Annotated in this window: 26 protein-coding genes; 13 read left to right on the top strand and 13 right to left on the bottom strand. The window is 43.2% G+C overall.

Features of this window, described 5'->3' with window-relative positions; translation table 11 throughout:
• The first annotated feature begins 14 nt into the window (after positions 1-14).
• Positions 15-1,118: a PRK06851 family protein gene (locus tag COJ96_RS03450; protein ID WP_098571591.1), complete on the top strand. Its 1,104-nt coding sequence runs from the start codon at positions 15-17 to the stop codon at positions 1,116-1,118.
• Between the two features lie 576 nt (positions 1,119-1,694).
• Here the strand turns inward: COJ96_RS03450 and COJ96_RS28425 are convergent.
• Positions 1,695-1,853, bottom strand: coding sequence for a hypothetical protein (locus tag COJ96_RS28425; protein ID WP_180229949.1), 159 nt, complete (start codon positions 1,851-1,853; stop codon positions 1,695-1,697).
• Positions 1,854-1,972: 119 nt separating this feature from the next.
• On the opposite strand from COJ96_RS28425, the gene COJ96_RS03440 reads away from it, so the two are divergent.
• Both COJ96_RS03440 and COJ96_RS03435 read left to right on the top strand, forming a co-directional pair.
• Entirely contained in the window at positions 1,973-2,641 is a 669-nt protein-coding gene (locus COJ96_RS03440) for a DNA alkylation repair protein (protein WP_098571590.1), read from the top strand.
• A gap of 71 nt (positions 2,642-2,712) precedes the next feature.
• On the top strand, positions 2,713-3,567 hold the full coding sequence (locus COJ96_RS03435; RefSeq protein WP_098571589.1) for a Cof-type HAD-IIB family hydrolase: 855 nt from the start codon (positions 2,713-2,715) through the stop codon (positions 3,565-3,567).
• A 77-nt stretch (positions 3,568-3,644) separates the two neighbouring features.
• On the opposite strand, the gene COJ96_RS03430 is transcribed toward COJ96_RS03435, so the two are convergent.
• From COJ96_RS03430 to COJ96_RS03400, 7 genes are all read right to left on the bottom strand, one after another.
• Positions 3,645-4,547: a FixH family protein gene (locus COJ96_RS03430; RefSeq protein ID WP_098571588.1), complete on the bottom strand. Its 903-nt coding sequence runs from the start codon at positions 4,545-4,547 to the stop codon at positions 3,645-3,647.
• A complete protein-coding gene (locus COJ96_RS03425; RefSeq protein WP_098571587.1) occupies positions 4,544-5,221 on the bottom strand; it encodes an ABC transporter ATP-binding protein in 678 nt (225 codons plus the stop codon). Before COJ96_RS03425 ends, COJ96_RS03430 begins: the two co-directional genes overlap by 4 nt.
• Positions 5,218-6,015, bottom strand: coding sequence for an ABC transporter permease (locus COJ96_RS03420; RefSeq protein WP_098571586.1), 798 nt, complete (start codon positions 6,013-6,015; stop codon positions 5,218-5,220). The genes COJ96_RS03425 and COJ96_RS03420 overlap by 4 nt, the downstream gene beginning before the upstream one ends.
• Positions 5,979-7,319 (bottom strand): nitrous oxide reductase family maturation protein NosD, encoded by a 1,341-nt coding sequence (nosD, locus tag COJ96_RS03415; protein ID WP_098571585.1) that lies wholly within the window; start codon positions 7,317-7,319, stop codon positions 5,979-5,981. Before nosD ends, COJ96_RS03420 begins: the two co-directional genes overlap by 37 nt.
• Entirely contained in the window at positions 7,320-7,889 is a 570-nt protein-coding gene (locus COJ96_RS03410) for a hypothetical protein (RefSeq protein ID WP_098571584.1), read from the bottom strand. It lies immediately after the preceding gene.
• Positions 7,890-7,979: 90 nt separating this feature from the next.
• Positions 7,980-9,845, bottom strand: coding sequence for a Sec-dependent nitrous-oxide reductase (gene nosZ / locus COJ96_RS03405; protein WP_098571583.1), 1,866 nt, complete (start codon positions 9,843-9,845; stop codon positions 7,980-7,982).
• 17 nt (positions 9,846-9,862) lie between these two features.
• Positions 9,863-10,318, bottom strand: a complete 456-nt coding sequence (locus COJ96_RS03400) for a cytochrome C (RefSeq protein WP_098571582.1) — start codon at positions 10,316-10,318, stop codon at positions 9,863-9,865.
• Between the two features lie 240 nt (positions 10,319-10,558).
• On the opposite strand from COJ96_RS03400, the gene COJ96_RS29110 reads away from it, so the two are divergent.
• Positions 10,559-10,780: a hypothetical protein gene (locus COJ96_RS29110; RefSeq protein ID WP_257148406.1), complete on the top strand. Its 222-nt coding sequence runs from the start codon at positions 10,559-10,561 to the stop codon at positions 10,778-10,780.
• Positions 10,777-11,301 carry a Crp/Fnr family transcriptional regulator gene (locus tag COJ96_RS03395; RefSeq protein ID WP_257148405.1) on the top strand — a complete coding sequence of 175 codons (525 nt, stop codon included), beginning with the start codon at positions 10,777-10,779 and terminating at the stop codon, positions 11,299-11,301. The genes COJ96_RS29110 and COJ96_RS03395 overlap by 4 nt, the downstream gene beginning before the upstream one ends.
• A gap of 37 nt (positions 11,302-11,338) precedes the next feature.
• On the opposite strand, the gene bshB2 is transcribed toward COJ96_RS03395, so the two are convergent.
• From bshB2 to pdxK, 3 genes are all read right to left on the bottom strand, one after another.
• The gene (bshB2, locus tag COJ96_RS03390; RefSeq protein WP_098571659.1) at positions 11,339-12,010 is read right to left on the bottom strand and encodes a bacillithiol biosynthesis deacetylase BshB2; all 672 of its coding nucleotides are present in this window, start codon (positions 12,008-12,010) and stop codon (positions 11,339-11,341) included.
• Positions 12,011-12,039: 29 nt separating this feature from the next.
• Positions 12,040-12,387 (bottom strand): YojF family protein, encoded by a 348-nt coding sequence (locus tag COJ96_RS03385; protein WP_251459603.1) that lies wholly within the window; start codon positions 12,385-12,387, stop codon positions 12,040-12,042.
• 174 nt (positions 12,388-12,561) lie between these two features.
• Complete coding sequence (pdxK, locus tag COJ96_RS03380) at positions 12,562-13,407, bottom strand: pyridoxine/pyridoxal/pyridoxamine kinase (protein WP_098571580.1); 846 nt, start codon at positions 13,405-13,407, stop codon at positions 12,562-12,564.
• Between the two features lie 213 nt (positions 13,408-13,620).
• Here pdxK and mobA point away from each other — a divergent pair, with 213 nt between their 5' ends.
• The 6 genes from mobA to COJ96_RS03345 all read left to right on the top strand — a co-directional run bounded on the left by mobA (position 13,621) and on the right by COJ96_RS03345 (position 16,999).
• On the top strand, positions 13,621-14,286 hold the full coding sequence (gene mobA, locus COJ96_RS03370) for a molybdenum cofactor guanylyltransferase (RefSeq protein ID WP_251459599.1): 666 nt from the start codon (positions 13,621-13,623) through the stop codon (positions 14,284-14,286).
• 109 nt (positions 14,287-14,395) lie between these two features.
• On the top strand, positions 14,396-14,860 hold the full coding sequence (locus COJ96_RS03365) for a molybdenum cofactor biosynthesis protein MoaE (protein WP_098571579.1): 465 nt from the start codon (positions 14,396-14,398) through the stop codon (positions 14,858-14,860).
• On the top strand, positions 14,853-15,089 hold the full coding sequence (moaD, locus tag COJ96_RS03360) for a molybdopterin converting factor subunit 1 (RefSeq protein ID WP_098571578.1): 237 nt from the start codon (positions 14,853-14,855) through the stop codon (positions 15,087-15,089). The genes COJ96_RS03365 and moaD overlap by 8 nt, the downstream gene beginning before the upstream one ends.
• 5 nt (positions 15,090-15,094) lie before the next feature.
• The gene (locus COJ96_RS03355) at positions 15,095-16,114 is read left to right on the top strand and encodes a thiazole biosynthesis adenylyltransferase ThiF (protein ID WP_098571577.1); all 1,020 of its coding nucleotides are present in this window, start codon (positions 15,095-15,097) and stop codon (positions 16,112-16,114) included.
• A gap of 172 nt (positions 16,115-16,286) precedes the next feature.
• Positions 16,287-16,607 carry a YwdI family protein gene (locus tag COJ96_RS03350; protein WP_098571576.1) on the top strand — a complete coding sequence of 107 codons (321 nt, stop codon included), beginning with the start codon at positions 16,287-16,289 and terminating at the stop codon, positions 16,605-16,607.
• Positions 16,608-16,624: 17 nt separating this feature from the next.
• Positions 16,625-16,999 carry a DUF423 domain-containing protein gene (locus COJ96_RS03345; protein ID WP_098571575.1) on the top strand — a complete coding sequence of 125 codons (375 nt, stop codon included), beginning with the start codon at positions 16,625-16,627 and terminating at the stop codon, positions 16,997-16,999.
• Between the two features lie 182 nt (positions 17,000-17,181).
• On the opposite strand, the gene gerQ is transcribed toward COJ96_RS03345, so the two are convergent.
• Complete coding sequence (gene gerQ / locus COJ96_RS03340; protein ID WP_251459595.1) at positions 17,182-17,658, bottom strand: spore coat protein GerQ; 477 nt, start codon at positions 17,656-17,658, stop codon at positions 17,182-17,184.
• A gap of 225 nt (positions 17,659-17,883) precedes the next feature.
• A complete protein-coding gene (gene hemQ, locus COJ96_RS03335) occupies positions 17,884-18,627 on the bottom strand; it encodes a hydrogen peroxide-dependent heme synthase (protein WP_098571574.1) in 744 nt (247 codons plus the stop codon).
• Between the two features lie 258 nt (positions 18,628-18,885).
• On the opposite strand from hemQ, the gene pta reads away from it, so the two are divergent.
• A complete protein-coding gene (gene pta, locus COJ96_RS03330; RefSeq protein ID WP_098571573.1) occupies positions 18,886-19,857 on the top strand; it encodes a phosphate acetyltransferase in 972 nt (323 codons plus the stop codon).
• Positions 19,858-20,053: 196 nt separating this feature from the next.
• Complete coding sequence (gene lipL / locus COJ96_RS03325; RefSeq protein WP_098571572.1) at positions 20,054-20,884, top strand: octanoyl-[GcvH]:protein N-octanoyltransferase; 831 nt, start codon at positions 20,054-20,056, stop codon at positions 20,882-20,884.
• Positions 20,885-20,896: the final 12 nt, after the last annotated feature.

The raw sequence follows: 20,896 nt of genomic DNA, 5'->3' as shown, positions 1-20,896 counted from the left end.
GGGAGTGTTGCTCAGTGACAGGAAAAATTAAAAATTACTTTGCTGGCGGTAATACAGCTAGAGGTTTCCATAATTTATATGATTCCAATCTTCAAGATCTAGACCGGTTATTTATTCTAAAAGGCGGACCAGGAACAGGTAAGTCCTCACTCATGAAAAAGATCGGCAATGAGTGGCTTGAAAAGGGCTATGATGTTGAATTCTTACATTGTTCTTCTGATAATAATTCCATTGATGGCGTGTTAATCCCTGCGTTAAAGGTGGGAATTGTCGATGGAACTGCCCCGCATGTGATTGAACCCAAAGCACCAGGTGCAGTGGATGAGTATATTAATCTTGGCGTGGCTTGGAATGCGCGTGCCTTAGCGACCCATAAAAGTACCATCTTGAAGTTAACCAATCAAATCAGCCAGTCCTTTCATAAGGCCTATGATACGTTTAAGGAAGCATTGGATATACATGATGATTGGGAAAAGATCTATATTAATAGCATGGATTTTAAGAAAGCCGATCAATTAACGACCAAATTAATTGATTCCTTCTTTGGAAAAATGAAGCTTAGTAAGAAATCAGAAATTCGTCATCGCTTTTTAGGGGCAGCAACGCCTAAGGGAGCGGTCGATTATGTTCCGAATTTAACCGAAGAGATCCCTAAACGTTATTTCATTAAAGGGCGCCCGGGCTCTGGTAAATCAACGATGCTGAAGAAGCTTGCGGCAGTGGCTGAAGCTAGAGGGGTGGATGTTGAAGTTTACCATTGCGGCTTTGACCCGCACAGTCTAGATATGGTTATTTTCAGGGAGCTTGGAATTGCGATTTTTGATAGCACGGCACCACATGAGTACTTCCCAAGCCGAGACGGCGATGAAATCATCGATATGTATGAATTACTAATCGCTCCAGGGACAGATGAAATTTTTGAAGATATCATTACTAAAATCTCAACCAATTATAAAAATAAGATGAACGAGGCAATCTCTTATTTAGCGCGGGCAAAGGAACTTCATGATGAGCTAGAGGAAATCTATATTGCGGCGATGGACTTTTCCGTTGTTGAAGGAATCCAGAACAAAATAGCCGAGGAAATCAGGGAGTTAGCGGCGAGTAAAGTAGAGTAACAAAACTTTCAATGATACTTCTCACCAAATTAGGCACGGCGCATACCTTAAAGGGAAAATTAAATAAAAGGGGCTAATAACCTTGGATCATTTCAATTACCCTCAGGGTCATGGAAGAATGCCTAATTCTCCTTATGAACACACCCTCCGGCAACAAACACAAGCGCCGCCGCACGGAGGAGGCNNGGAGGCCATCAGCCGCCGCCACATGGGGGAGGTCATCAGCCGCCGCCGCATGGAGGAGGATATCAACCGCCATATGGAGGCGGTCCACATTATGGCAGTGCCCCGACTGCACCACCGCCAGCCTTTATTCCACAAGAATCAGTCGGCTTATATGCGGTTGACCCAGGAGGAATTAGGCACTGTCTGTACCGTTATACCTATATTTGGTTAAGAAATGGAAGTAGCTTCTGGTATTATCCAACCTACGTGGGCAGAAACTCAATCGGCGGGTATCGCTGGAGTGGAAACCACTGGGTATATTATGGAACGGACTTAAATAGAATCCGTTCATTTAGTTGCCACTAATAAATAGGAACTGCCCTGAAAAAATGGGCAGTTCTTATTTTCATTCTAAGAATTTTGATTTGTTTTGCTGCTTTGTCCCTTGTTGCGTTTATTACCTTTGCTGTTATCACCGCTGACAAATTCGCTGGAAAATTCAGCTTCCGACTGTCCTGCTTGCGGGGAGTTTTGATTCTTGCTGCCTTTGTTGTATTTCTTCGTCATCATTGATCCCTCCTTTTCACTATGGTTTAGTTTGCTTTCGAGTACGTTGTTTATTCAGGTAAAATAAAGGTAATAGTTGAATGATGAGATAGCCGGTGGGAATTTTTTGAAAGGGTGATTGGATGCAGTCAAAGATCGATTTGTTAACACAACTATTTGAAAAGAATCGCAACGAAGCAAATGCAGGACCGATGAAGAAATACATGAAAGACCACTTCCCCTTCCTTGGCATCAAGAAGCCGGATCGGAGTGTGCTGGAGAAGCAATTTTTTCAAGAAACAGGATTATTAAAGGAGCCGTTTAACCAAGCATTTATTCGCGAACTTTGGGCGAAGGATGAACGTGAGTACCAATATACAGGATTGGTTTATATGGAAAAATCGCTGAAAAAGCTAGAGAAGAGTGATTTACCCTTTATGGAGGAATTGATTCAAACGAAATCGTGGTGGGATACGGTTGATGCAATTGCTCCCAAACCGGTTGGGGAAATTGCCAAAAGGTTTCCTGAGGTCGTGGCAGAAACGATTGATAGCTGGGCGACCCATGATTACCTTTGGCTGCGCAGGGCGGCACTTCTTTTTCAATTAAAGTATAAAGAGAACACGAATGAAGAGCTTCTTTATCAATACATACGTCTGAATGCAGACAGTAAGGAATTTTTTATCCAAAAGGCCATTGGCTGGGCATTACGGGAATATTCAAAGTCCAATCCTGCTTCCGTGAAAAAATTTATCGAAGCGACGAAGCTAGCACCGTTAAGTGTTCGGGAAGGAAGTAAGTATTTAGGTTGAGCATCTGGGAGATAATGTATTAGATTATCTGTTAAAATAGCAATAATGAAAAGGGATAGAGGGTGAACAGCATGATTAAATGTATTGCAACAGATATGGATGGGACATTATTGAATTCAGTTCAACAAATCAGCTCAGCAAATAAAGATGCTATCTTAAAAGCGCAGTCACAAGGCGTTGAAGTGGTGGTCGCGACAGGCCGGTCGTATCAAGAGGCTACTTACGTACTTTCTGAGGCGGGCTTAACCTGCCCGGTTATTTGTGTGAATGGCGCGGAAGTACGTTCCGAAGAGGGGGATATCCTTTCAGCGACGCCGATTGGGAAACAATTAGCTCGAGAGGTTGCTGCAAGACTTGCAGAAAAGGACGTGTATTTCGAAGTTTACACAAATCAGGGTGCCTTCACGATTGATCCCGACAAGGCCGTTTCCATTCTTGTTGATATCGTGATGAGTGCGAACCCAGAAGCCAATCAAGCTGAGATCACTGAAGCAGCAGGGGCAAGAATCCGTGATGGCTTAGTCCAAACAATTGAAGATTATGAACAGCTGTTTGCGAATGATCAGTATCAAATCTATAAATTTCTTGTCTTCTCGTTTGATGGGGAAAAATTAGAAGCGGCAAATCAAGCATTAGCAGACTTAGAAGAACTTGCTATCGCTTCTTCCGGTCATGAAAACCTCGAAATCACGAATCGTGAGGCTCAAAAGGGAATTGCACTTGAATCGTTTGTAAAAGCAAGAGGAATTGATTTAGCGGAAACGATGGCGATTGGTGATAATTATAATGACGTATCGATGTTTGAAAAAGCAGGCAGATCTGTGGCGATGGGAAATGCCAATTACGAAATCAAATCTCTTTGTGATGTAATTACAGACACCAATGTTGAAAGCGGCGTAGCAAAGGCGATACATGAAGTAATATAAGTTGTAAGTTGTAAGTAAGGGTGTCAGGCACCATGTGAATATTTCACATGGTGCCTGACACCCTTTAGGTTTTGTTTTTACATAATCTCAATTTTTAATGAATTCACCTGTGAAACTAGGAGTTCTTCGTAATCTTTTTGGGCTTGGTAGTAGATTTCTTGTTCGCCGGCTTTAGGGTTTTCTTTTTTGGCCTTGGTAATTAAGTCTTTTTGGATCTTCTGGGACATGACAATCATTTGATACTGCTGCTTTTCTGTTGCCCAAAATTTTTCTTCTCCGTACTCGTTGATCAGCTTTTTAGCGGACTCAAATTGATTATATTGTCCGCGTGCTTTGCTAAGGGCTGCATCTACTTCCGTCTCCGTTGCTTTATGACCCTTTTCATCCGCGAGTAGAGCCATCGCCCGGAGGCGGATGATTTGTGTTAATAGCTGATTTTTATCTTCAAGTGTTTTTTCCTGTGCCTCTAAATAAGTTAGTTCTTCCTCTAACTGCTCGCCCTTATATTGTTTCTGTGCGCTCTCACGGTTGATGGCCAGCTGCAATTGATTAATGAACTTATAAAAGCTGACATCCTCATCAGTGATCCACTCGCCATTCACCTTGGCAACCCCTTTTGGCTTGGTTACGTTCATTTCAATGACTTTCTCGGTCTTTTTCCCATCCTTTTTAAGCGTAAATACGGCCTCATATTTACCGCCCATCGGCAAATTCACTTTGCCAGTATAGGTGCCATTTTTCCCTTCCTCCAGCTTGACATCATAACTGCCATGATCCATTTCCGTCATTGCTAGGTGGGCAGATACATCTAGCCCTTTTACGGCTTTCTTATTTTCGGTTACTTTTACTTCAAACGGCATGGCTGTATCCTTAACGAAATAAAGATCCTTCGTGACGTCCACTTTATAGTCAGGGTCTGAACTGCATCCTGCTATCACGGCAACCAGAAGAAGGATGGCGAATATTATCCGTATCTTCATGAGCTGATTCCTCCTAAATTATGAGTTTGTAAAAACTCGTCTACTTTATATTTCCTCATTTTTCTATTTTCCAAATATGCTACATGGGTACAAATCTGTTTGATTTCGTCCAGATGGTGCGAAGACAGCAGAATCGTCTTATCCTGAAGGGAATGGAGTACATCTAAAATTTCTTTTCTTCCGAGCGGGTCTATTCCGCTCGTCGGTTCATCAAGAATCAGCAGGCTGGAATCTTGATAAAGGGTGATCGCTAAACCAAGACGCTGCAGCATTCCTTTCGAGTACTTCTTGACTTGTTCATGGCGGTCGTCCCACAGGCTGACCGAGCGAAGTACCTGCTCAATTCGTTCCCGGTTGGCGGTCTTCGTTACCGCCTCGGCAAAGAACGTCATATTTTCCAATCCGGTCAGCATCGGATAAAGCATAAATTTTTCCGGCAGATAGGCGATTGCTCGTTTCCACTCCTCATTTTTCTTGTTCACGGCAATCCCATTTATTAAAATTTCTCCTTGTTTGACTGGCAGTAATCCAAGCAAACTATTGATAAATGTCGATTTCCCGGCACCGTTTCGGCCAACCAGGGCACAAATTTCATTCCGGTGAATGTCTAGATTGATGGAATCCAAGACTGTTTTTTTTCCGAATGATTGGTTTAAATTCTTGACGTTGATCATTCGTATCCCTCCTTACGATTGAATACAATCGCTGTGGAAAATGAAGCGATGAGCCAGAACAATAGATTTCCAAGCAGGAAGAAGGCCGGCTTCGTCCACATAAACGCTTGTAAGAGTCTCGACATATGGCCGAAGGAATATACCCCCGTGCCTGTTTCTAAAAACATTCGAACAGCCTGAAGCGGATTTAAAAAGTAGACGGAAGAAAATAGTTTTACATTTTCATGGGTCACATTCGGTAAGAACGACAGCAAGATAAAATCGTGCAAGAAGAAAAAGTAGAACCAGACGAAGATCGTAAACCCTAATATCTGCATCCTCGAGCGGCTGATACTGCCGATGGCGGCGCCCATTTGCAAGAAGACGAGGCACATGCAAACAATCGCTGCTACAAAGATGAAATAACTTTTCATATCAAGTTGAAAGTTAAATTTTAATAGTAACAAATAGACGAAAAACCAAGTGATCAGCGGGATAAGGACAACGGTATAGAGTCCCAGGCTTTTTTTGATTAGGAAGCTTCCGAAATGGTCTGTCTTTGTCAGCAGCATAATCAAAGTCTTTTGTTCTTTTTCTTGAAAGATCGAGAATGCCCCGATAAATAAGCATAGAATTGGAATAAAATAGATAATCGTATCAAACAGGTTGATTAAGAGCACATAAAAGCCTTTATCAAATGAAAGGGCTGAGGAACGAAATAAAATTGCAATTGAAATCAGAACAATAATACTTAAACTTAGCCAAAGTCCTTTTCCTCTTATATTTTCCTTCCATTCCTTCCAAATGTAATGCATAGTAGGTGTCTCCCCTTTAGTAAAATCCCCACGATAAGCAAGGTGGCAATAAGGATAATTGCTTTCGAATGTGTTCCTTTTGACGCTGATAGCGGGTGTGGGTCATGGAACATGATGGCTTCCTTTGACAGAGTCGCGTTCATTTTTTCATATATCTTCAATGCGGGACTTTTTAAAAATAAATAGGATAATTCTTGGTCTTCAATTAATTGGTATAAAGAAGAACGATAGGTTATTGGAAAATCCCCAATGTGGTCTTGGTCTAAATCGGTTATTGGGAACGCGCTGCCCCAGTCATTCCCTTTGCCATCCTTGCTCCAGGAATTATTCTCACTATTGCCGCCAAGAGTTACAGCAGGAATCGTATTTTCGGTAATTTGGTTTAAGGTAAATACTTGTTCGTTGGAACTCGACCACAGTTCAATTCCGATTTGGTTTTGAACGATTTTGTTGTGGCGAAATTCATTTCTGGTTGCTTGATCAATATACATACCGCGTTGGTTCATATAAAAGGTATTATCGGCAATATCATTGTCATTGGCTTGGAGTAATAGTAATCCAAAGGATTGATTGCCGTAGTTCACGAGAAATTGATTATCCTCGAGTTTCAAATGGTTTGAGTTCATAATCGCGGCCCCGCCGGTATTCATCGTGAATATATTTTTCTTGAAAATGTTCTCGTCGGAATACATGTAATGCAAGCCATATCTTGTGTGGCTAATATTATTTTCATAGCTTTTATTGTTGTTGGCATATTCAAAGAACATCCCGTCCCGGGTGCCTTCAATCGTATTTTTTTCAAGCAGATTATCATTGGCATAATAAACGTGAATCCCATTTCCCTGGGCTGCAATTTCGCCTTTGCCCAGGCCCTTAATCTGGTTGGAACGAATGGTATTATGGTGCGCCTGGCTTAAATAGATGCCGTGAAAGGAGTCGCGGATGCTGATGTGTTCAACGACATTGTTGTTTGTGTAAATCTTAATGGCCGCGTACTCCTCAGCAGAGTTCCGGTTCATCCCTCCATGCATGACGGTTAGATGGCTCAGTTTCACATCAGGGGCTTTTATGGAAATGACATTGCCCGATCCGTCTCCTTTAATTACCGTCTTTTTTGAGCCAATGATTGTTATCGGTTTGTTGATGACAATATTGCCCTGGTACGTTTTATTTTCAAGCTGGAGGACCGCCCCTTCTTTCAGGCTGTCGATAGTTGCTTGTAATGGTTCGGCTGCCAGCTTTTTCTCAGGGCTCATGACTAGCAATAGAGAAAAAATGAAAGATACGAGCGCAAGTTTTTTCATTTACTTTCGATCCTTCCATAACGGAATGAGTAAGAGAATAAACGCAGCGATCACCAAGTATGTTCCGAGGCCAAGCAGGCTGTTGGTTTGGAAATTTGCCACCGTATTATGACCCAAAATAGGCGGAACAAACGGATCCATTTTGATCGGAGCTTCAGGACTTAGATTGGTGCCAAACTTTTTCAATGCATGGTGAAGATCATATACACCGAGTCCGCCGCCAATCACAAATAGGCCAATCAATCCGTAAAGAACGGATTTTTTTCGGAGCAGGGCGGTTAAAAGCGTAAGAGCCGCTAATCCTCCAACTAAATAAGGTAAATACGCTAATTCAGGGAAGTTTTTTTCACTGAAGTTGGCCATCCCAATATAGTGGTTAAGCCCATTCACGATATCAATTTCCCCTGCGAGCTTATTCGGATACACAATGATATTTAACCCTTCTGGATATTGCGGAGCAACAAAGACCATTTTCCACCATGGGAAAAATAGTGAGATGACTATTAAAATAGTTGAAGTAACAAGTAATAATGAAGAAACTACTGATAATTTTTTGGTTTTACCCTTCATGTTAACATCGCCTTTTTAATGAAATCGGTAGTAAACGGAGAAGGGTATCAATCTTTTTCATTGATACCCATCACCAACATATTGCTTAAATTACTGTTTTGGTTTGACAAGGAAGTAACCGGTCATTTCTTGGTGCAGCGCAGAACAGAAGTTTGTGCAATAAAGTGGGTAGGTTCCTGCTTTATTCGCGACAAATTCCATTGTGTTGGTTTGTCCCGGCTGGACTTCCATGTTTAAGTTATAGCTGTTGATGGCAAATCCGTGGGTAATATCTTCATCGAAATCAATATTTGTCAGATGAATCGTCACATGATCTCCTTCATTTACTTCGATCACATCAGGACGTTTTGCTTTGGCATCAAAGATAAATTTCGAACGCATCGCGATACCATATACATCGACTTTGTTACCATTACGAACGATTTTTGTATCGCTCTGCTTGTAAACAGCTTCCTTATTCTTTGTGTCCTTCGGATAGACTTCAATGGTTTTGATTTTATCCGCTTTAATCATTTGGGCATAGTGTGGTTCTGGGTTAACGGGTGCTGATTGAATGATCTTCATCTTACCGCTGATATCAATCAACTGCATCGATTCAGGATGAGAAGGTCCAACGGATAAATAGCTGTCCTTCGCAATCTTATTTAAGGCAATGATATATTTTCCATCTGGTGCAACCGTGTCACCTTCTGCGGCAACAGAGTGTCCTGGAGAATATTGGACAGGGACACGATCTAATGTTTCACCTGTTTTTGGATCCCATTTCACAATTTCCGAAGAAATAAACATCGTTGTGTAGGCCATGCCTTTGTCATCAAATTGCGTGTGCAGTGGTCCTAAGGCATTTTCAGGGTTAACTTCTCTTTCCATCACGGATTTGTAATTAAGGACTGGAATCCCATTGCGTTCACCAGCGAAGTCTTTGTTTGCGACAGCTATAAATGCTTTTTCAAACGAGAAGACGGTCATGGTTGGCGCTAATTTTCCGGAAGCGATAAAGTGCTTGCCATCTGGTGTTACGTCGACACCATGTGGTGATTTTGCGACTGGAATTAAATAAATGCCGCCTTTTTGCTTCTCAGGGAAGATCATTTTCTGACCGCCCACATTTTCGTACTTGCCTTCCTTGACCATTTTCTCAAGCTCTTTCCAGTTGAAAAGAACAATATAGTCACGGTCAGCTTGTGAAGCGTTAATTTCAAGGTTTGTTGTTGATTCTTCGGTATTATAAGTCGTCATAACCGCCCAATCCGCTGATTCTTTTTTACCTGCATCAGAAAGGTCATAGGACCATGGTGGAAGGGCGACTTGGTAACCAATATTTAGCTTTTGTTTGTTTTGATCAAATGTGACAGCAGACATCACGCCGCGATATTTTGTACTGTAATCATCTAGTGATTCGTATTTGTGCTGCAGCGGCACGGCGAAGCGAGTCGGCAGGAACATATACTCGGTATTTTCCGTAACGAAGGCCGCACAGTGTGGTCCGCTTGTATTTGGAACGTTAATGATGTCTTTCACGGTGAATGTTTTTAAGTCCATCGCGGCTGCACGGCTGTTACCAACATCGGTCGCGAACATGTATTTCCCGTCATAGTCACCTTTTGTTTCAGAGAAGGCCGGGTGATGTAGGTCTCCCCATGTATAACCGCCCATTAATTTCTTCGAGTGTTCATCGAATCCGTACCCTGTAGCCGAATCCTGCGAGAAGACCGGAACCGTTCGAATATGACGCATGGATGGCACACCATAAATAAACATTTGACCGGAGTGGCCGCCGGAAGCAAATAGATAGTAATCATCTTTTTGGCCGAATGGGACATATACCTTTTCGGCATCGCTCTTTGTGCTTGGCGCTGCTTGCGTTTCAGTCTTAGCTGAGAAATCTGCAAACGTAATCGTTGCTGCGACAAACCCGGCTAAGAGACCCGATGCAATCGGAATCCATTTTTTCATTATGTACACCACCTTTTTTATTTTTCAGAGGCTTGTTTAAGTAGGTCTAATACTTGCTTACGTTCCTCGTCAGATAATGGGTTTTTCCCAATCACACCTGACATGACAGCAGAAGTAGGCGCTTTTAAAAATTCTTCAATCGGCTTGCCATGCTTGCCTTCTACGTTTACAAACGCTTGGGAAAGATCTGGGCCAACTGCTCCACCCGTAATTTTTAGAGATTCAACACTGTGGCAGCCGAGGCAGCCTTTCTTGTTAAGGATGTTATCCTCATTGGCAGAAACCGTTGTTGCTTCTTTTGAGTCGGTCGTTGTTTCTTCTTTAGCAGCAGAAGTTTCTGTCGTCTCTTTCGTTTCTGTTTGTGCCACTTGAGGCTGTTTTGCGGAATCCCCCATGATCACGCCAAACACTAAGTAACCTAATCCAAAGCCGAGTAATGTACAAATAACAAAACTGATAATGGCTTTATTCATCTTTTTCCCTCCTTTTTTCTCAAATGAACATCTTCATCCTAAACACTTCCATGTCAGAAAAATGTGACCTACCGCACACCTTTGTTATAGTTTTTGAACGTTTTGTGAAAGGGCTTAATATCACGTGATTTGAAAAGATGAACGTTTTGTGAAATTCGTCACTACATCAAGTGACGCAGTTCTTTACAATAAAAGTAAGTGATCATCAAAAGGGGATTTTTAATAAGGGTGGTGAAAAGGATGATTCAAGTCGATTGTTTAAAAGAGCCGAATCTAGCAATCTATCAACAGGTTGCCCAAATGGATTTACTTCGGAAAATTGTTATCTTTAAGGATTTATCGGAGAAGTCGCTAGCGATTATTGAAAAAAGGATTCAAACACTCGAGTTGAAAAAAGGGGAAAGGATCATTTCGGAAGCGGAAGTGGCCAAGGGGGTTTATTTGTTCATACCGGTGCAGTGAAGTTAACGAAGCAGGATGAACAGGGAAATGAAATTATTGTCTGTGTGAAGCAACAAGGGGATGTGTTTGCAGAAGCCTGTTTGTTTACAAAAAGGACAGAGTACTACCCGGCAACTGCGACCATGCTTCAGGACGGGAAAGTCTTATTTTTAGATAAATTGGAACTTGAACGGGATTTGTTCAACCATCCGGAATTATCGATTCAAATGATTAGTTATATGAGTGATGTGCTCCGGGAAATGACCTCGCAATTACGAGACGTGGCTTTGCTCGATGTGTATGCGAAGACTGTTAAGACATTAGAGCGCCTCGGTAATAAATTTAATAATGGCCTGAACAGATGGGATATAGAGATTCCCTTGACCATTCAGGAATTTGCTACCGTGGTCGGAACAACCCGGGAAAGTGTCAGCCGCGTTTTCTCCAGGTTAAAAAAAGATGGCATCATCGAAATGAAATCAAGGAAGATTATTATTCGCGATTGGTGTACGCTGTGCACGCTGCTGCATCGGGAATATTGACATAGAAAAAAGCCCTTCACTATGAGGGGCTTTTCGTTTACTTAGTAAATTTATACGTCCAAAACCGTTCATTATTAATCCACTTCATTACTTGCGGGTCTTGTTTTTTTAATTTCTCTTCCATTCCGATAAACATTTGCTCGGTTTGCGAACGGTGCGCCTGGATGGCGGCCATTTTTGTTTTGGCAACAGGGCTGATGTCATTGAGAATATCTGGTTCCCCGAGCTCATCAACACAATTGTTTGAGAAGGCAACACAGTGTAAGGTTGGCCGTGCGGCTGGGCTCATTTTTTCAACCGCGCGAACGACCGCCGCACCAGTGGCATCATGGTCCGGGTGGACTGAGTAGCCTGGATAAAACGTAATAATAAGAGAAGGATTAACTTCCTCAATCAAGGCTAACATTTGATTGGCAAGTTTCTCTTCATCTTCAAATTCAATCGTTTTATCGCGGAATCCGAGCATGCGCAAGTCTTGAATGCCCAGTACCCGTGCCGCTTCCTTCAATTCTTCTCTTCTAATCTTCGGCAAGTTTTCACGATTGGTAAACAGAGGATTTCCCATGTTGCGTCCCATTTCACCTAACGTTAAACAGGCATAGGTAACAGGGGTTCCGTTCTGCACATGGGTGGCAATGGTGCCTGACACCCCAAATGCCTCATCATCAGGGTGAGGGAAAACAACCAATACTTGGCGTTCTTTTTCCATAAATTCTTCTCCTTTCGGGCCTTGCATTCTTATTCAAAAGGGGTGCTGGAAATCTCCAAGGCAACCGCTAGTTTTCCATCATGGTCGTGACCGGCTAATAAGAGACGATTGTCCTCATCAATTTCGTAATGAGTGATCCCTTCTGCGTAAATCCAGCCAAGCTGAATCTTTAACCCAACCCGAAACGGGCCATTCCCTGTTATTTTCCCTAATTCATAACGGACAAGGGCATTGCGGATGAATGCACCGGCTGAAAAGAAGCTTTGATCGTTATGTGAAGCATAGGCACCGTTGGTCGTTTCAAGGTGAATATAGACATCTTTATTAGCAAAGCTGTTAATGGCATCTTGTGCACCTTTTACATCAATAAGTTCCAAAATGAAGCCTCCTTTCCCATCATTAATTTTGAGATTATGTCTAATGTCTATTTTAGTTAATAATGTAACTATCATACTAAAATCAGGTAAAAAATGCGAAACTGGTGCCTGACACCAACAAATGACCTCAAAAAAGAAGAGTCGATCAAGCGATCGGCTCTTCGTGACTCTTTCTTATTCCACACAATCTTCGCAGTACTCGGTAACAGCTTTCGCTCCACTGCGGTAAGCCCCATGCCAGGTTGGTCCAACGTATTCGTTGAGACGGAAACCTTGCTGGATGGCTGCTGTGATAAATTCCTTTGCGACATCGACCGCATCATAAACGGATTTTCCTTTTGCTAATTCCGCTGTAATTGCTGATGAGTAGGTGCAGCCCGCCCCATGAGTGTAGGTCGTTTCAAATTTTTCCGACTCATAAAGCATAAATTCTTTTCCATCATAAAGCAGGTCAACGGCTTTTTCTTCTGATTCAAGCTTGCTGCCGCCCTTAATCAGCACGAATTTGGCCCCTTGTTCGTGGATTTTTTCTGCGGCTTCCTTCATTTCCGCCACAGTACGCGGGGTTTTCATGCCAGCCAGCTGTCCTGCTTCAAATAAATTAGGAGTCACGACTAAGGCGCGTGGTAATAGAAACTCACGCATTGCATCGGTAGTTTCTGGATTTAGGACCTCATCTTCACCTTTACAAACCATAACAGGGTCAATCACGACACGTTCAAGTTTGTTTTCATCGCTTTTCCGAGCCGCTAATTCAATAATCTCAACAGTGCCAAGCATGCCGGTTTTCATCGCATCGATCCCAACAGAAAGAATGGTTTCAAGCTGAGTCTCAAGCGTATCAACAGCAATAGGGAAAACATTATGGTGCCAATGGTTTTTTGGGTCCATTGTCACGATGGATGTCACTGCAGTCATTCCATAAACGCCAAGTTCCTGAAAAGTCTTTAAGTCCGCTTGTAGGCCAGCGCCGCCGCTTGTATCAGAACCAGCGATTGTCATCACTTTGTTGATGGTCATATGTATGTACTCCTCCTTAAATTTTTACTCTTAATTATTATAGAACATTTTTCAAAAATTAACAGGAGTCACAAAAGGCTTGATCTATATGGTCAGTTTGAAATTCAAGTTTGCGAAGGTTGTAATGGCTATATTAAAATTATTGATACACGTCAATATATTGAAAAGCCAACAGCTGCCTTACTGGATTTAAACTCGATTCATTAGGATTATGTGGCACAGGATAATGGCTATCAAGCTGTGGGCGTGGATATTGATGTAAATGAAGAGGGTGCAGGGTTGATGAAGGCTGGGGCAATTATTTTATCAGGTGGAAAATCAAGCAGGATGGGCACCAATAAGGCCCTTCTAAAAATAAACGAGAAAACGAACATTGAGAGAATGGCTGATGCACTAAACCTTTCGTTTATTGATATAATTCTTGTAACCAATCATCCTGAAGACTACCAATTTTTAGAAGTGAAGATGGTCTCAGATCTGTATCCTGGTCAGGGCCCCCTTGCAGGAGTACATGCAGGACTGCTGGCATCTCCATTTGAAACGAATTTTGTCGTAGCTTGTGATATGCCGTTTGCTTCCGCGGAACTTGCCGAACTGCTTGTCAAAAAAAGCAGCGGTTTTGATGCCGTCATCCCAATCATTAATGGAGTCCAGCACCCATTGTTTGCCGTCTTTCAAAAAAGGGCAGCGGACGTGGCAGCACAAATGATTGAAGCGGGACAACTTCGGATGAAACATTTGCTTGAACGCTTAAATGTCCTGTATGTAACAGAAAAAGACCTTCAGGCATACAGCAGCATCGATTTAGAGCGGGTCTTTTTTAATATGAATCACCCAAGTGAGTACGAAGATGCTAAAAAGTGGGCGGAAGATAGATAAGGTGGAAAAAGGGGACCGACTACACGGTTCACATAATTGGTGAAATTGGTGGATACCAAGTGATCAAAAAATGCAGAGCCTAAGTGCTTAGGGGTAGGGGTGTAAACCGATGATGTACGAAATTTCAAAAGAACCAATCGATATTCAAGCGGTCATAGATAAGGTTGTCCAGCGTAATGCCGGTGCGATTACCACGTTTATCGGCACGGTTCGGGAATTAACCAAAGGTAAAAAAACATTATTTTTAATTTATGAAGCGTACGAAGCGATGGCGGTTAAGAAGTTGGCGCAAATCGGCAAGGAAATTGAACAACGCTGGGAAGGTGCGTGCGTGGCTATCACCCACCGCGTCGGCCGTTTAGATATTACCGATGTGGCAGTGGTTATTGCCGTCTCGACGCCGCACCGTGCTGATGCCTATGAGGCGAACCGCTATGCGATTGAACGGATTAAAGAAATTGTTCCAATTTGGAAGAAAGAACACTGGGAGGAAGGCGAAGCATGGATGGGAAATCAGCTCGAAACAGTTGCCTATCCGAGCGGTAAGCCAGAGGAGAGTGACTTAAATGAATAAGGTGTTATTTTTTGCTCATTTACGTGATGCGGTCGGCGGTGCAGAGTTCCTATCTGTCGATGCCGGTGGTAAAACGGTAGCGGAGTTAAAGGCAGAGTTAGCGGCTAAGTATGATCTGCCAAAGATGGATACGGTGATGACGGCCATCAATGAAGAGTTTGCCGCAAACGATGAAGTGATTCAAGCGGGGGATGAAATTGCCTTTATTCCGCCTGTAAGCGGGGGCTGACCAGCATGGACGAACGGTATTCACGGCAGGTCCTCTTTGCGGGGATCGGCAAAGAAGGACAAGCAAAGATCCGCAGCAAGCATGTGCTGATTATCGGGGCAGGGGCCTTAGGATCCGGAAGTGCGGAGGTGCTGACGCGGGCAGGTGTCGGCAAGATTACGATTATTGATCGCGATTATGTGGAAGCCAGTAACCTGCAGCGCCAACAGCTTTATACGGAAGAAGATGTCGCTGAGAAACTTCCCAAGGCTGCCGCGGCGGAGAAACGTCTGCGTGCGATTAACTCAGATGTGGAAGTGGTCTCGATGATCGGTGATGCTACCCCTGAGTTATTAGAAGAGCTTGTTGTGGACGTTGATGTGATGATGGATGCGACTGATAATTTCGAAACGCGAATGGCGATGAATGATGTCTCGCAAAAATACAAGGTTCCATGGATTTACGGGGCCTGTGTCGGCAGCTTTGGGATGACATTTTCGATGATTCCTGGGAAAACCCCGTGTTTGAATTGTTTGTTGCGCTCTATTCCGCTCCAGGGGATGACCTGTGATACAGGAGGAATCATTTCTCCAGCTGTCCAAATGGTCATTGCTCATCAGACTGCGGAAGCGCTGAAGATGTTGGTGGAGGATTGGGACGCGGTCCGGACTTCCTTTGTCAGCTTTGATTTATGGAGAAATCAGTATACAAGCTTGAAGATGTCGAAGGCGAAGTTTGCCGGCTGCTTATCTTGCGGCGAGGAGCGGACCTATCCCTATCTCGATCAGGAAAATATGACGAAGACGACGGTACTGTGCGGACGTGATACCGTGCAAATCCGCCCATCGTCGGCAGGTGAAATCTCGTTAGAACGCCTCGCCGGTCAGCTTGGTTCACTAGGATATGTGGTGAAGGGCAACCCTTATTTGGTTTCGGTTGAAATGGGCGTAGAGCGGATGGTTATTTTTCAAGATGGCCGCGCCCTCATTCACGGCACCAAGGATTTGACACATGCCAAATCAGTTTACCAGCGGATTTTAGGATAATTTGAACCCGTGCCGTCATTGGTGCGGGTTATTTTTTCAGCGTTCGACTTGTTTCACGTGAAACATTGAAGATCATGTCGAAGTGTGATATCACTTTGCGGGCTAATTTTTCGAAAAAAAGGCGATACTCATGTAGAATAGAATCGAGACTGAAATTAGAGGTGCTAGACAAGTGAATATATCTGTCCAAAAACTATTAGCGAAAATAGAAGCGGAATTGAAACTAGCGAAGAGCAGTACAAAAGAAGAAAGCATGCGTGAAAAAGTCTACTCTATTAAAACATTATGTGAGTTATTGCTAGATGAAACACCCACGCGGAAGAGTGAGGCTCCAGCCGCTCCAGTGCAAGCAGTTCAGCAGGCTGTCTCGTTCCAGGCCTACCAACAGCCTGTGATGAATCAGCCCATCATACAACAAGCACCAACAATACAGCAGCCCAAAAAACTGGATATGGAAGACGAAGCAAACGGAGATTCATTGTTTGATTTTTAAAAGGGGGAAATATTATCATGAAAGCTTTTATCATAGTCGGTGCCATCAATGCTTTTATCGCAGTTGCGCTTGGCGCCTTTGGAGCCCATGGATTAAAGGATAAACTCGATGCATATTATTTGGATATTTGGAAAACAGGGGTCACATATCAAATGTTCCACGCAATCGGGATGTTAATTGTAGGTCTGTTAATTGGAAAAATAGCCACCGCCAGCCCGCAATTCACTTGGTCAGGATGGTTAATGCTGGCGGGAATTATTTTTTTCAGCGGAAGTTTGTATGTGCTGAGTTTAACAAAAATCGGCATCCTAGGAGCAATCACACCAATTGGCGGGGTCTGTTTCTTAGCCGCATGGATCCTAATCGTTGTTGGAGCAGTGAAACATTTATAATTGAAAGACAGGCATTGGGGGCGCCCGATGTCTTTTTTTGTCTCTCAAAAAAATAGGCTATGATGATTTTGGCACCATGTTGATTGGAGCGAAACGCCTGAAGCGGAAATCAACATGCCAATATAACATAACCAAAAAAATAAACACCAATTGATGGTCAATTGGTGTTGGCTTCATAGGATTTACCTTGGCGGGAAAGTCGCTGGAGCGGAACTGCCATATGGATATTCATACTCAATTTCCTCTGGAAATTGAATATAATCGACAGCAACCATTGGGATAAGCCAACGGGTCCCGGCTTGTGGGTCACTTAAAACCACATGATCTCTTCCTGCCGCTTCAATAATCCCCGTAAATTCTTTTGCATTCCATTTGTTATTGCCCTCAAAGGTGGCAAAGACAGTGCACAATTTTCCTTTATTCAAGCGTAAAATATTTTCGATGTATGACTGTTCAAGTGGCAGTTGGCCTGGAGCCATCCCTGCAGGTGCGCCAGCCCCCCCGCCCCCGGCACCGGCTGGCGGAAATTGTGGGAATCCTTGTGCACCTGGTGCTGGATAAAAACTTTGCCCGCCCCCCGGCATCCCTTGAGCTCTCTGTTGTTGCTCTGCTGCTCCAGTATAAGGCTGAAAGCCCTGTGGATTGTAGAATTGATTCATCCTTTTCCCTCCTAAAAAGTGAATAAAACGAGTGGAACAACTTCCTATTAATACTCCTTTTATCCCAAATTGGTTACAAATAGGAAAAATAATAGCTCTGAGATTAATGGAGTTCTTTCTAAGACTCGCTGTTTAAATAGTATGAGCACATGGAGAGAAATATGACTAGCTAGCAGGGGAGGAACAGCAAAAAAAGTCCCCAGCCGCAGCTGAGAACTTTTAAAATTAAACATGTAAGAAATTTGCTACACGTTCTTCCTCTAAGATGTTACCCACAAAGAAAGAACCAAATTCTCCATATCTAGCACTTACTTCATCAAAACGCATTTCGTAGACAAGCTTTTTAAACTGAAGGACGTCATCTGCAAACAAGGTTACGCCCCACTCATAATCGTCAAAACCAACGGAACCGGTGATGATTTGCTTTACTTTTCCAGCGTATGTACGACCAATCATTCCGTGGCTGCGCATTAAATTCTTACGCTCTTCCATCGGCAGCATGTACCAGTTATCGTTACCCTCACGTTTCTTATCCATTGGATAGAAGCAAACATGCTTGGTTTTAGGAAGCGCTGGATAAAGCCGCGCTAGGATTTGTGGATTTTGGTATGGATCCTCCCCAGCAGGCAAATAGTTACTGAGCTCGACAACCGACACATAAGAATGGGCAGGAATCGTAAATTCAGCCAATTTTGTTTTATTGAATTCGGTTTCAATTTGGTTTAGTTCTTCCATCGTTGGACGAAGAATCATCATCATGAAATCGGCTTTTTGACCAACAATTGTATATAAAGCATGACTGCCTTCTTTACGTTCCTGTGTGGCATTCCACTTCTCAACTAGACTTAAAAACTCGTGGATGGCGGCCTGGCGTTCATCACTAGGGAGCATTTTCCAAGTTGTCCAATCAACCGTCCGGAAATCATGGAGGCAATACCAGCCATCTAGCGTTACTGCTGCTTCACTCATTATAATCACTCCTAAATAATCATTCTTCTTATTAACAATCTTTACTATAACATAGTTTGACCCAGTGGCGCGCGAATAAACCTATCTAAGCAAATCAATGGATATTTTTCATGGAAGAAGTAAATCATAAAAACGTGCGCGTAATTTTTTGAAAACATAAACTTTTTTATGAAAACGCTATCTTTGATTCTTATCATTGAAATTTAAAAAGGGTAAAGTATGCTAATTTATGTAGGTTGATTAAGGGAGGATTTAGTAGTGAGTGATTTATTTGAAGGATTAAAGCAAAAAATTTCAGGCCGTGATTTGAGAATTGTTTTTCCAGAAGGATTAGATGAGCGGATTGTCAGAGCGGCAAGCCGTTTAGCAGAGGAAAAACTGATCACACCGATTTTAATTGGCAATATCGAAAAGGTTCAGGCGAAAGCAGCAGAGCTTGGCGTTTCTTTAGATGAGGCAGAAATTTATGACCCAGCAAGCTATGCGGGCATGGACGAGCTGGTTTCAGCTTTTGTTGACCGCCGCAAAGGGAAGGCAACCGAAGAGGATGCACGCAAAATTTTACTTGATGAAAACTACTTTGGCACTATGCTTGTTTATTTAAATAAAGCACACGGTCTTGTCAGCGGTGCGGCCCACTCCACGGCTGATACAGTGCGCCCGGCATTACAGATCATTAAGACAAAAGAAGGCGTCAAGAAAACGTCCGGCGTATTTATCATGGTTCGTGAGGATGAAAAGTATGTGTTCGCTGATTGTGCAATTAATATCGCTCCAGACAGCAATGATTTAGCAGAAATTGCGATTGAAAGTGCGAAAACCGCTCACATGTTTGATATGGAACCGCGCATTGCGATGCTCAGCTTTTCAACGAAGGGTTCAGCGAAATCTCCTGAAACCGAGCGAGTGGCTGAGGCAGTCGCGGAGGCAAAGCGTCGTGACCCATCGCTTGTTTTAGACGGGGAATTCCAGTTTGATGCAGCATTTGTTCCATCGGTGGCAAAAAGCAAGGCACCCGATTCTCCGCTGCAAGGAGATGCGAATGTGTTCATCTTCCCGAGCCTTGAAGCTGGAAACATCGGCTACAAAATTGCACAGCGCTTAGGCGGATTTGAAGCAGTTGGACCGATTCTGCAAGGCTTAAACGCTCCAGTAAACGATTTATCACGTGGATGTAATGAAGAAGATGTCTACAAGCTGGCGTTAATTACAGCAGCACAAGGGGTATAAGAGTTAGTTTGCAAGGAAGGGCTGGTCCATTGTTAAGGTGGATTGGCCTTTTTGGGTTTGTTTTACCAATTTTTGTATAAATGTGCTGAGGCTTTGTAAAATTATCATGATTTTCGTAAATAAAGTATAATACTTTGTATAATAACTACCCAACTTTGTAAAAAAACTATTAAATTCAACTCAAGGAGCCACCGAAATGGAAGGATTACTGCGTCAGCCGCAATGGCGGATTATCGATCAATCAGCGGCGGGCATTCATTTTCAAGCATTGCAATCATTCGGGACCGATGATACCCTGTGTGCCTCCGTTGGTTCGGGTCAGGCACCAGCCACAGCCAGGACGTGGGTTCACCACAATACGATCGTTCTCGGCATTCAGGATACTAAGTTGCCATTTTTACCAGCAGGTATTCAGTTTTTACAGGAGCAGGGCTATCATGTGATTGTCCGAAACTCCGGCGGCCTCGCGGTTGTTCTCGATGAAGGCGTCCTCAATATCTCGTTGATTTTCCCAGAGGCGGAAAAAGGGATTGATATTAATCGCGGCTATGATGCGATGTGGCAGCTCATTCAACATATGTTTGCTGATTTCCCGCATCAGATTGAGGCTCGGGAAATTGTCGGTTCTTATTGCCCGGGAAGTTATGATTTGAGCATTGCGGGGAAAAAGTTTGCCGGTATCTCGCAGCGCCGTCTTAAAAAAGGGGTTGCTGTCCAGATATATCTCTGTGTGAACGGCAGCGGCGCTAGGCGAGCCGAACTGGTGAGGGAATTTTATAAACTAGCAAAACAGGATGCAGAAACGAAATTTGCATACCCAGAAATTGTTCCAGAGGTTATGGCGTCGCTTGCGGAATTGCTCGGAACCGATCTTACCGTTGCCGACGTGATGCTCCGTCTACTAAACCAGTTAAAGGATCACAGCGGGCTCTTGTATGCGGGTCCATTAAATGAGTATGAGCTGGGGTTATTTCCAGGTTATTATCAACGGGTCATTGACCGAAATGAAAAAATTAACGCCATGTAAAAAGCCGTAAAT

Origin of the sequence: Bacillus sp. AFS073361 (assembly GCF_002567005.1) — a bacterium.
Classification (GTDB): Bacteria; Bacillota; Bacilli; order Bacillales; family Cytobacillaceae; genus Neobacillus.
Note: the sequence above shows the minus strand (reverse complement) of the source record. Positions and strands in the feature narration are given on the sequence as shown.

What these genes read in the sequence shown, in the direction of transcription:
- pdxK (WP_098571580.1), bottom strand. Translation starts at nt 13,407, where the DNA reads ATGACCATCAACAAAGTGATGACAATCGCTGGTTCTGATACAAGCGGC.
- COJ96_RS29110 (WP_257148406.1), top strand. Translation starts at nt 10,559, where the DNA reads ATGATTCAAGTCGATTGTTTAAAAGAGCCGAATCTAGCAATCTATCAA.
- COJ96_RS03365 (WP_098571579.1), top strand. Translation starts at nt 14,396, where the DNA reads ATGATGTACGAAATTTCAAAAGAACCAATCGATATTCAAGCGGTCATA.
- COJ96_RS28425 (WP_180229949.1), bottom strand. Translation starts at nt 1,853, where the DNA reads ATGATGACGAAGAAATACAACAAAGGCAGCAAGAATCAAAACTCCCCG.
- bshB2 (WP_098571659.1), bottom strand. Translation starts at nt 12,010, where the DNA reads ATGGAAAAAGAACGCCAAGTATTGGTTGTTTTCCCTCACCCTGATGAT.
- COJ96_RS03435 (WP_098571589.1), top strand. Translation starts at nt 2,713, where the DNA reads ATGATTAAATGTATTGCAACAGATATGGATGGGACATTATTGAATTCA.
- lipL (WP_098571572.1), top strand. Translation starts at nt 20,054, where the DNA reads ATGGAAGGATTACTGCGTCAGCCGCAATGGCGGATTATCGATCAATCA.
- COJ96_RS03400 (WP_098571582.1), bottom strand. Translation starts at nt 10,318, where the DNA reads ATGAATAAAGCCATTATCAGTTTTGTTATTTGTACATTACTCGGCTTT.
- nosZ (WP_098571583.1), bottom strand. Translation starts at nt 9,845, where the DNA reads ATGAAAAAATGGATTCCGATTGCATCGGGTCTCTTAGCCGGGTTTGTC.
- COJ96_RS03440 (WP_098571590.1), top strand. Translation starts at nt 1,973, where the DNA reads ATGCAGTCAAAGATCGATTTGTTAACACAACTATTTGAAAAGAATCGC.
- nosD (WP_098571585.1), bottom strand. Translation starts at nt 7,319, where the DNA reads ATGAAAAAACTTGCGCTCGTATCTTTCATTTTTTCTCTATTGCTAGTC.
- moaD (WP_098571578.1), top strand. Translation starts at nt 14,853, where the DNA reads ATGAATAAGGTGTTATTTTTTGCTCATTTACGTGATGCGGTCGGCGGT.
- hemQ (WP_098571574.1), bottom strand. Translation starts at nt 18,627, where the DNA reads ATGAGTGAAGCAGCAGTAACGCTAGATGGCTGGTATTGCCTCCATGAT.
- COJ96_RS03420 (WP_098571586.1), bottom strand. Translation starts at nt 6,015, where the DNA reads ATGCATTACATTTGGAAGGAATGGAAGGAAAATATAAGAGGAAAAGGA.
- COJ96_RS03355 (WP_098571577.1), top strand. Translation starts at nt 15,095, where the DNA reads ATGGACGAACGGTATTCACGGCAGGTCCTCTTTGCGGGGATCGGCAAA.
- COJ96_RS03345 (WP_098571575.1), top strand. Translation starts at nt 16,625, where the DNA reads ATGAAAGCTTTTATCATAGTCGGTGCCATCAATGCTTTTATCGCAGTT.
- COJ96_RS03430 (WP_098571588.1), bottom strand. Translation starts at nt 4,547, where the DNA reads ATGAAGATACGGATAATATTCGCCATCCTTCTTCTGGTTGCCGTGATA.
- COJ96_RS03410 (WP_098571584.1), bottom strand. Translation starts at nt 7,889, where the DNA reads ATGAAGGGTAAAACCAAAAAATTATCAGTAGTTTCTTCATTATTACTT.
- gerQ (WP_251459595.1), bottom strand. Translation starts at nt 17,658, where the DNA reads ATGAATCAATTCTACAATCCACAGGGCTTTCAGCCTTATACTGGAGCA.
- COJ96_RS03425 (WP_098571587.1), bottom strand. Translation starts at nt 5,221, where the DNA reads ATGATCAACGTCAAGAATTTAAACCAATCATTCGGAAAAAAAACAGTC.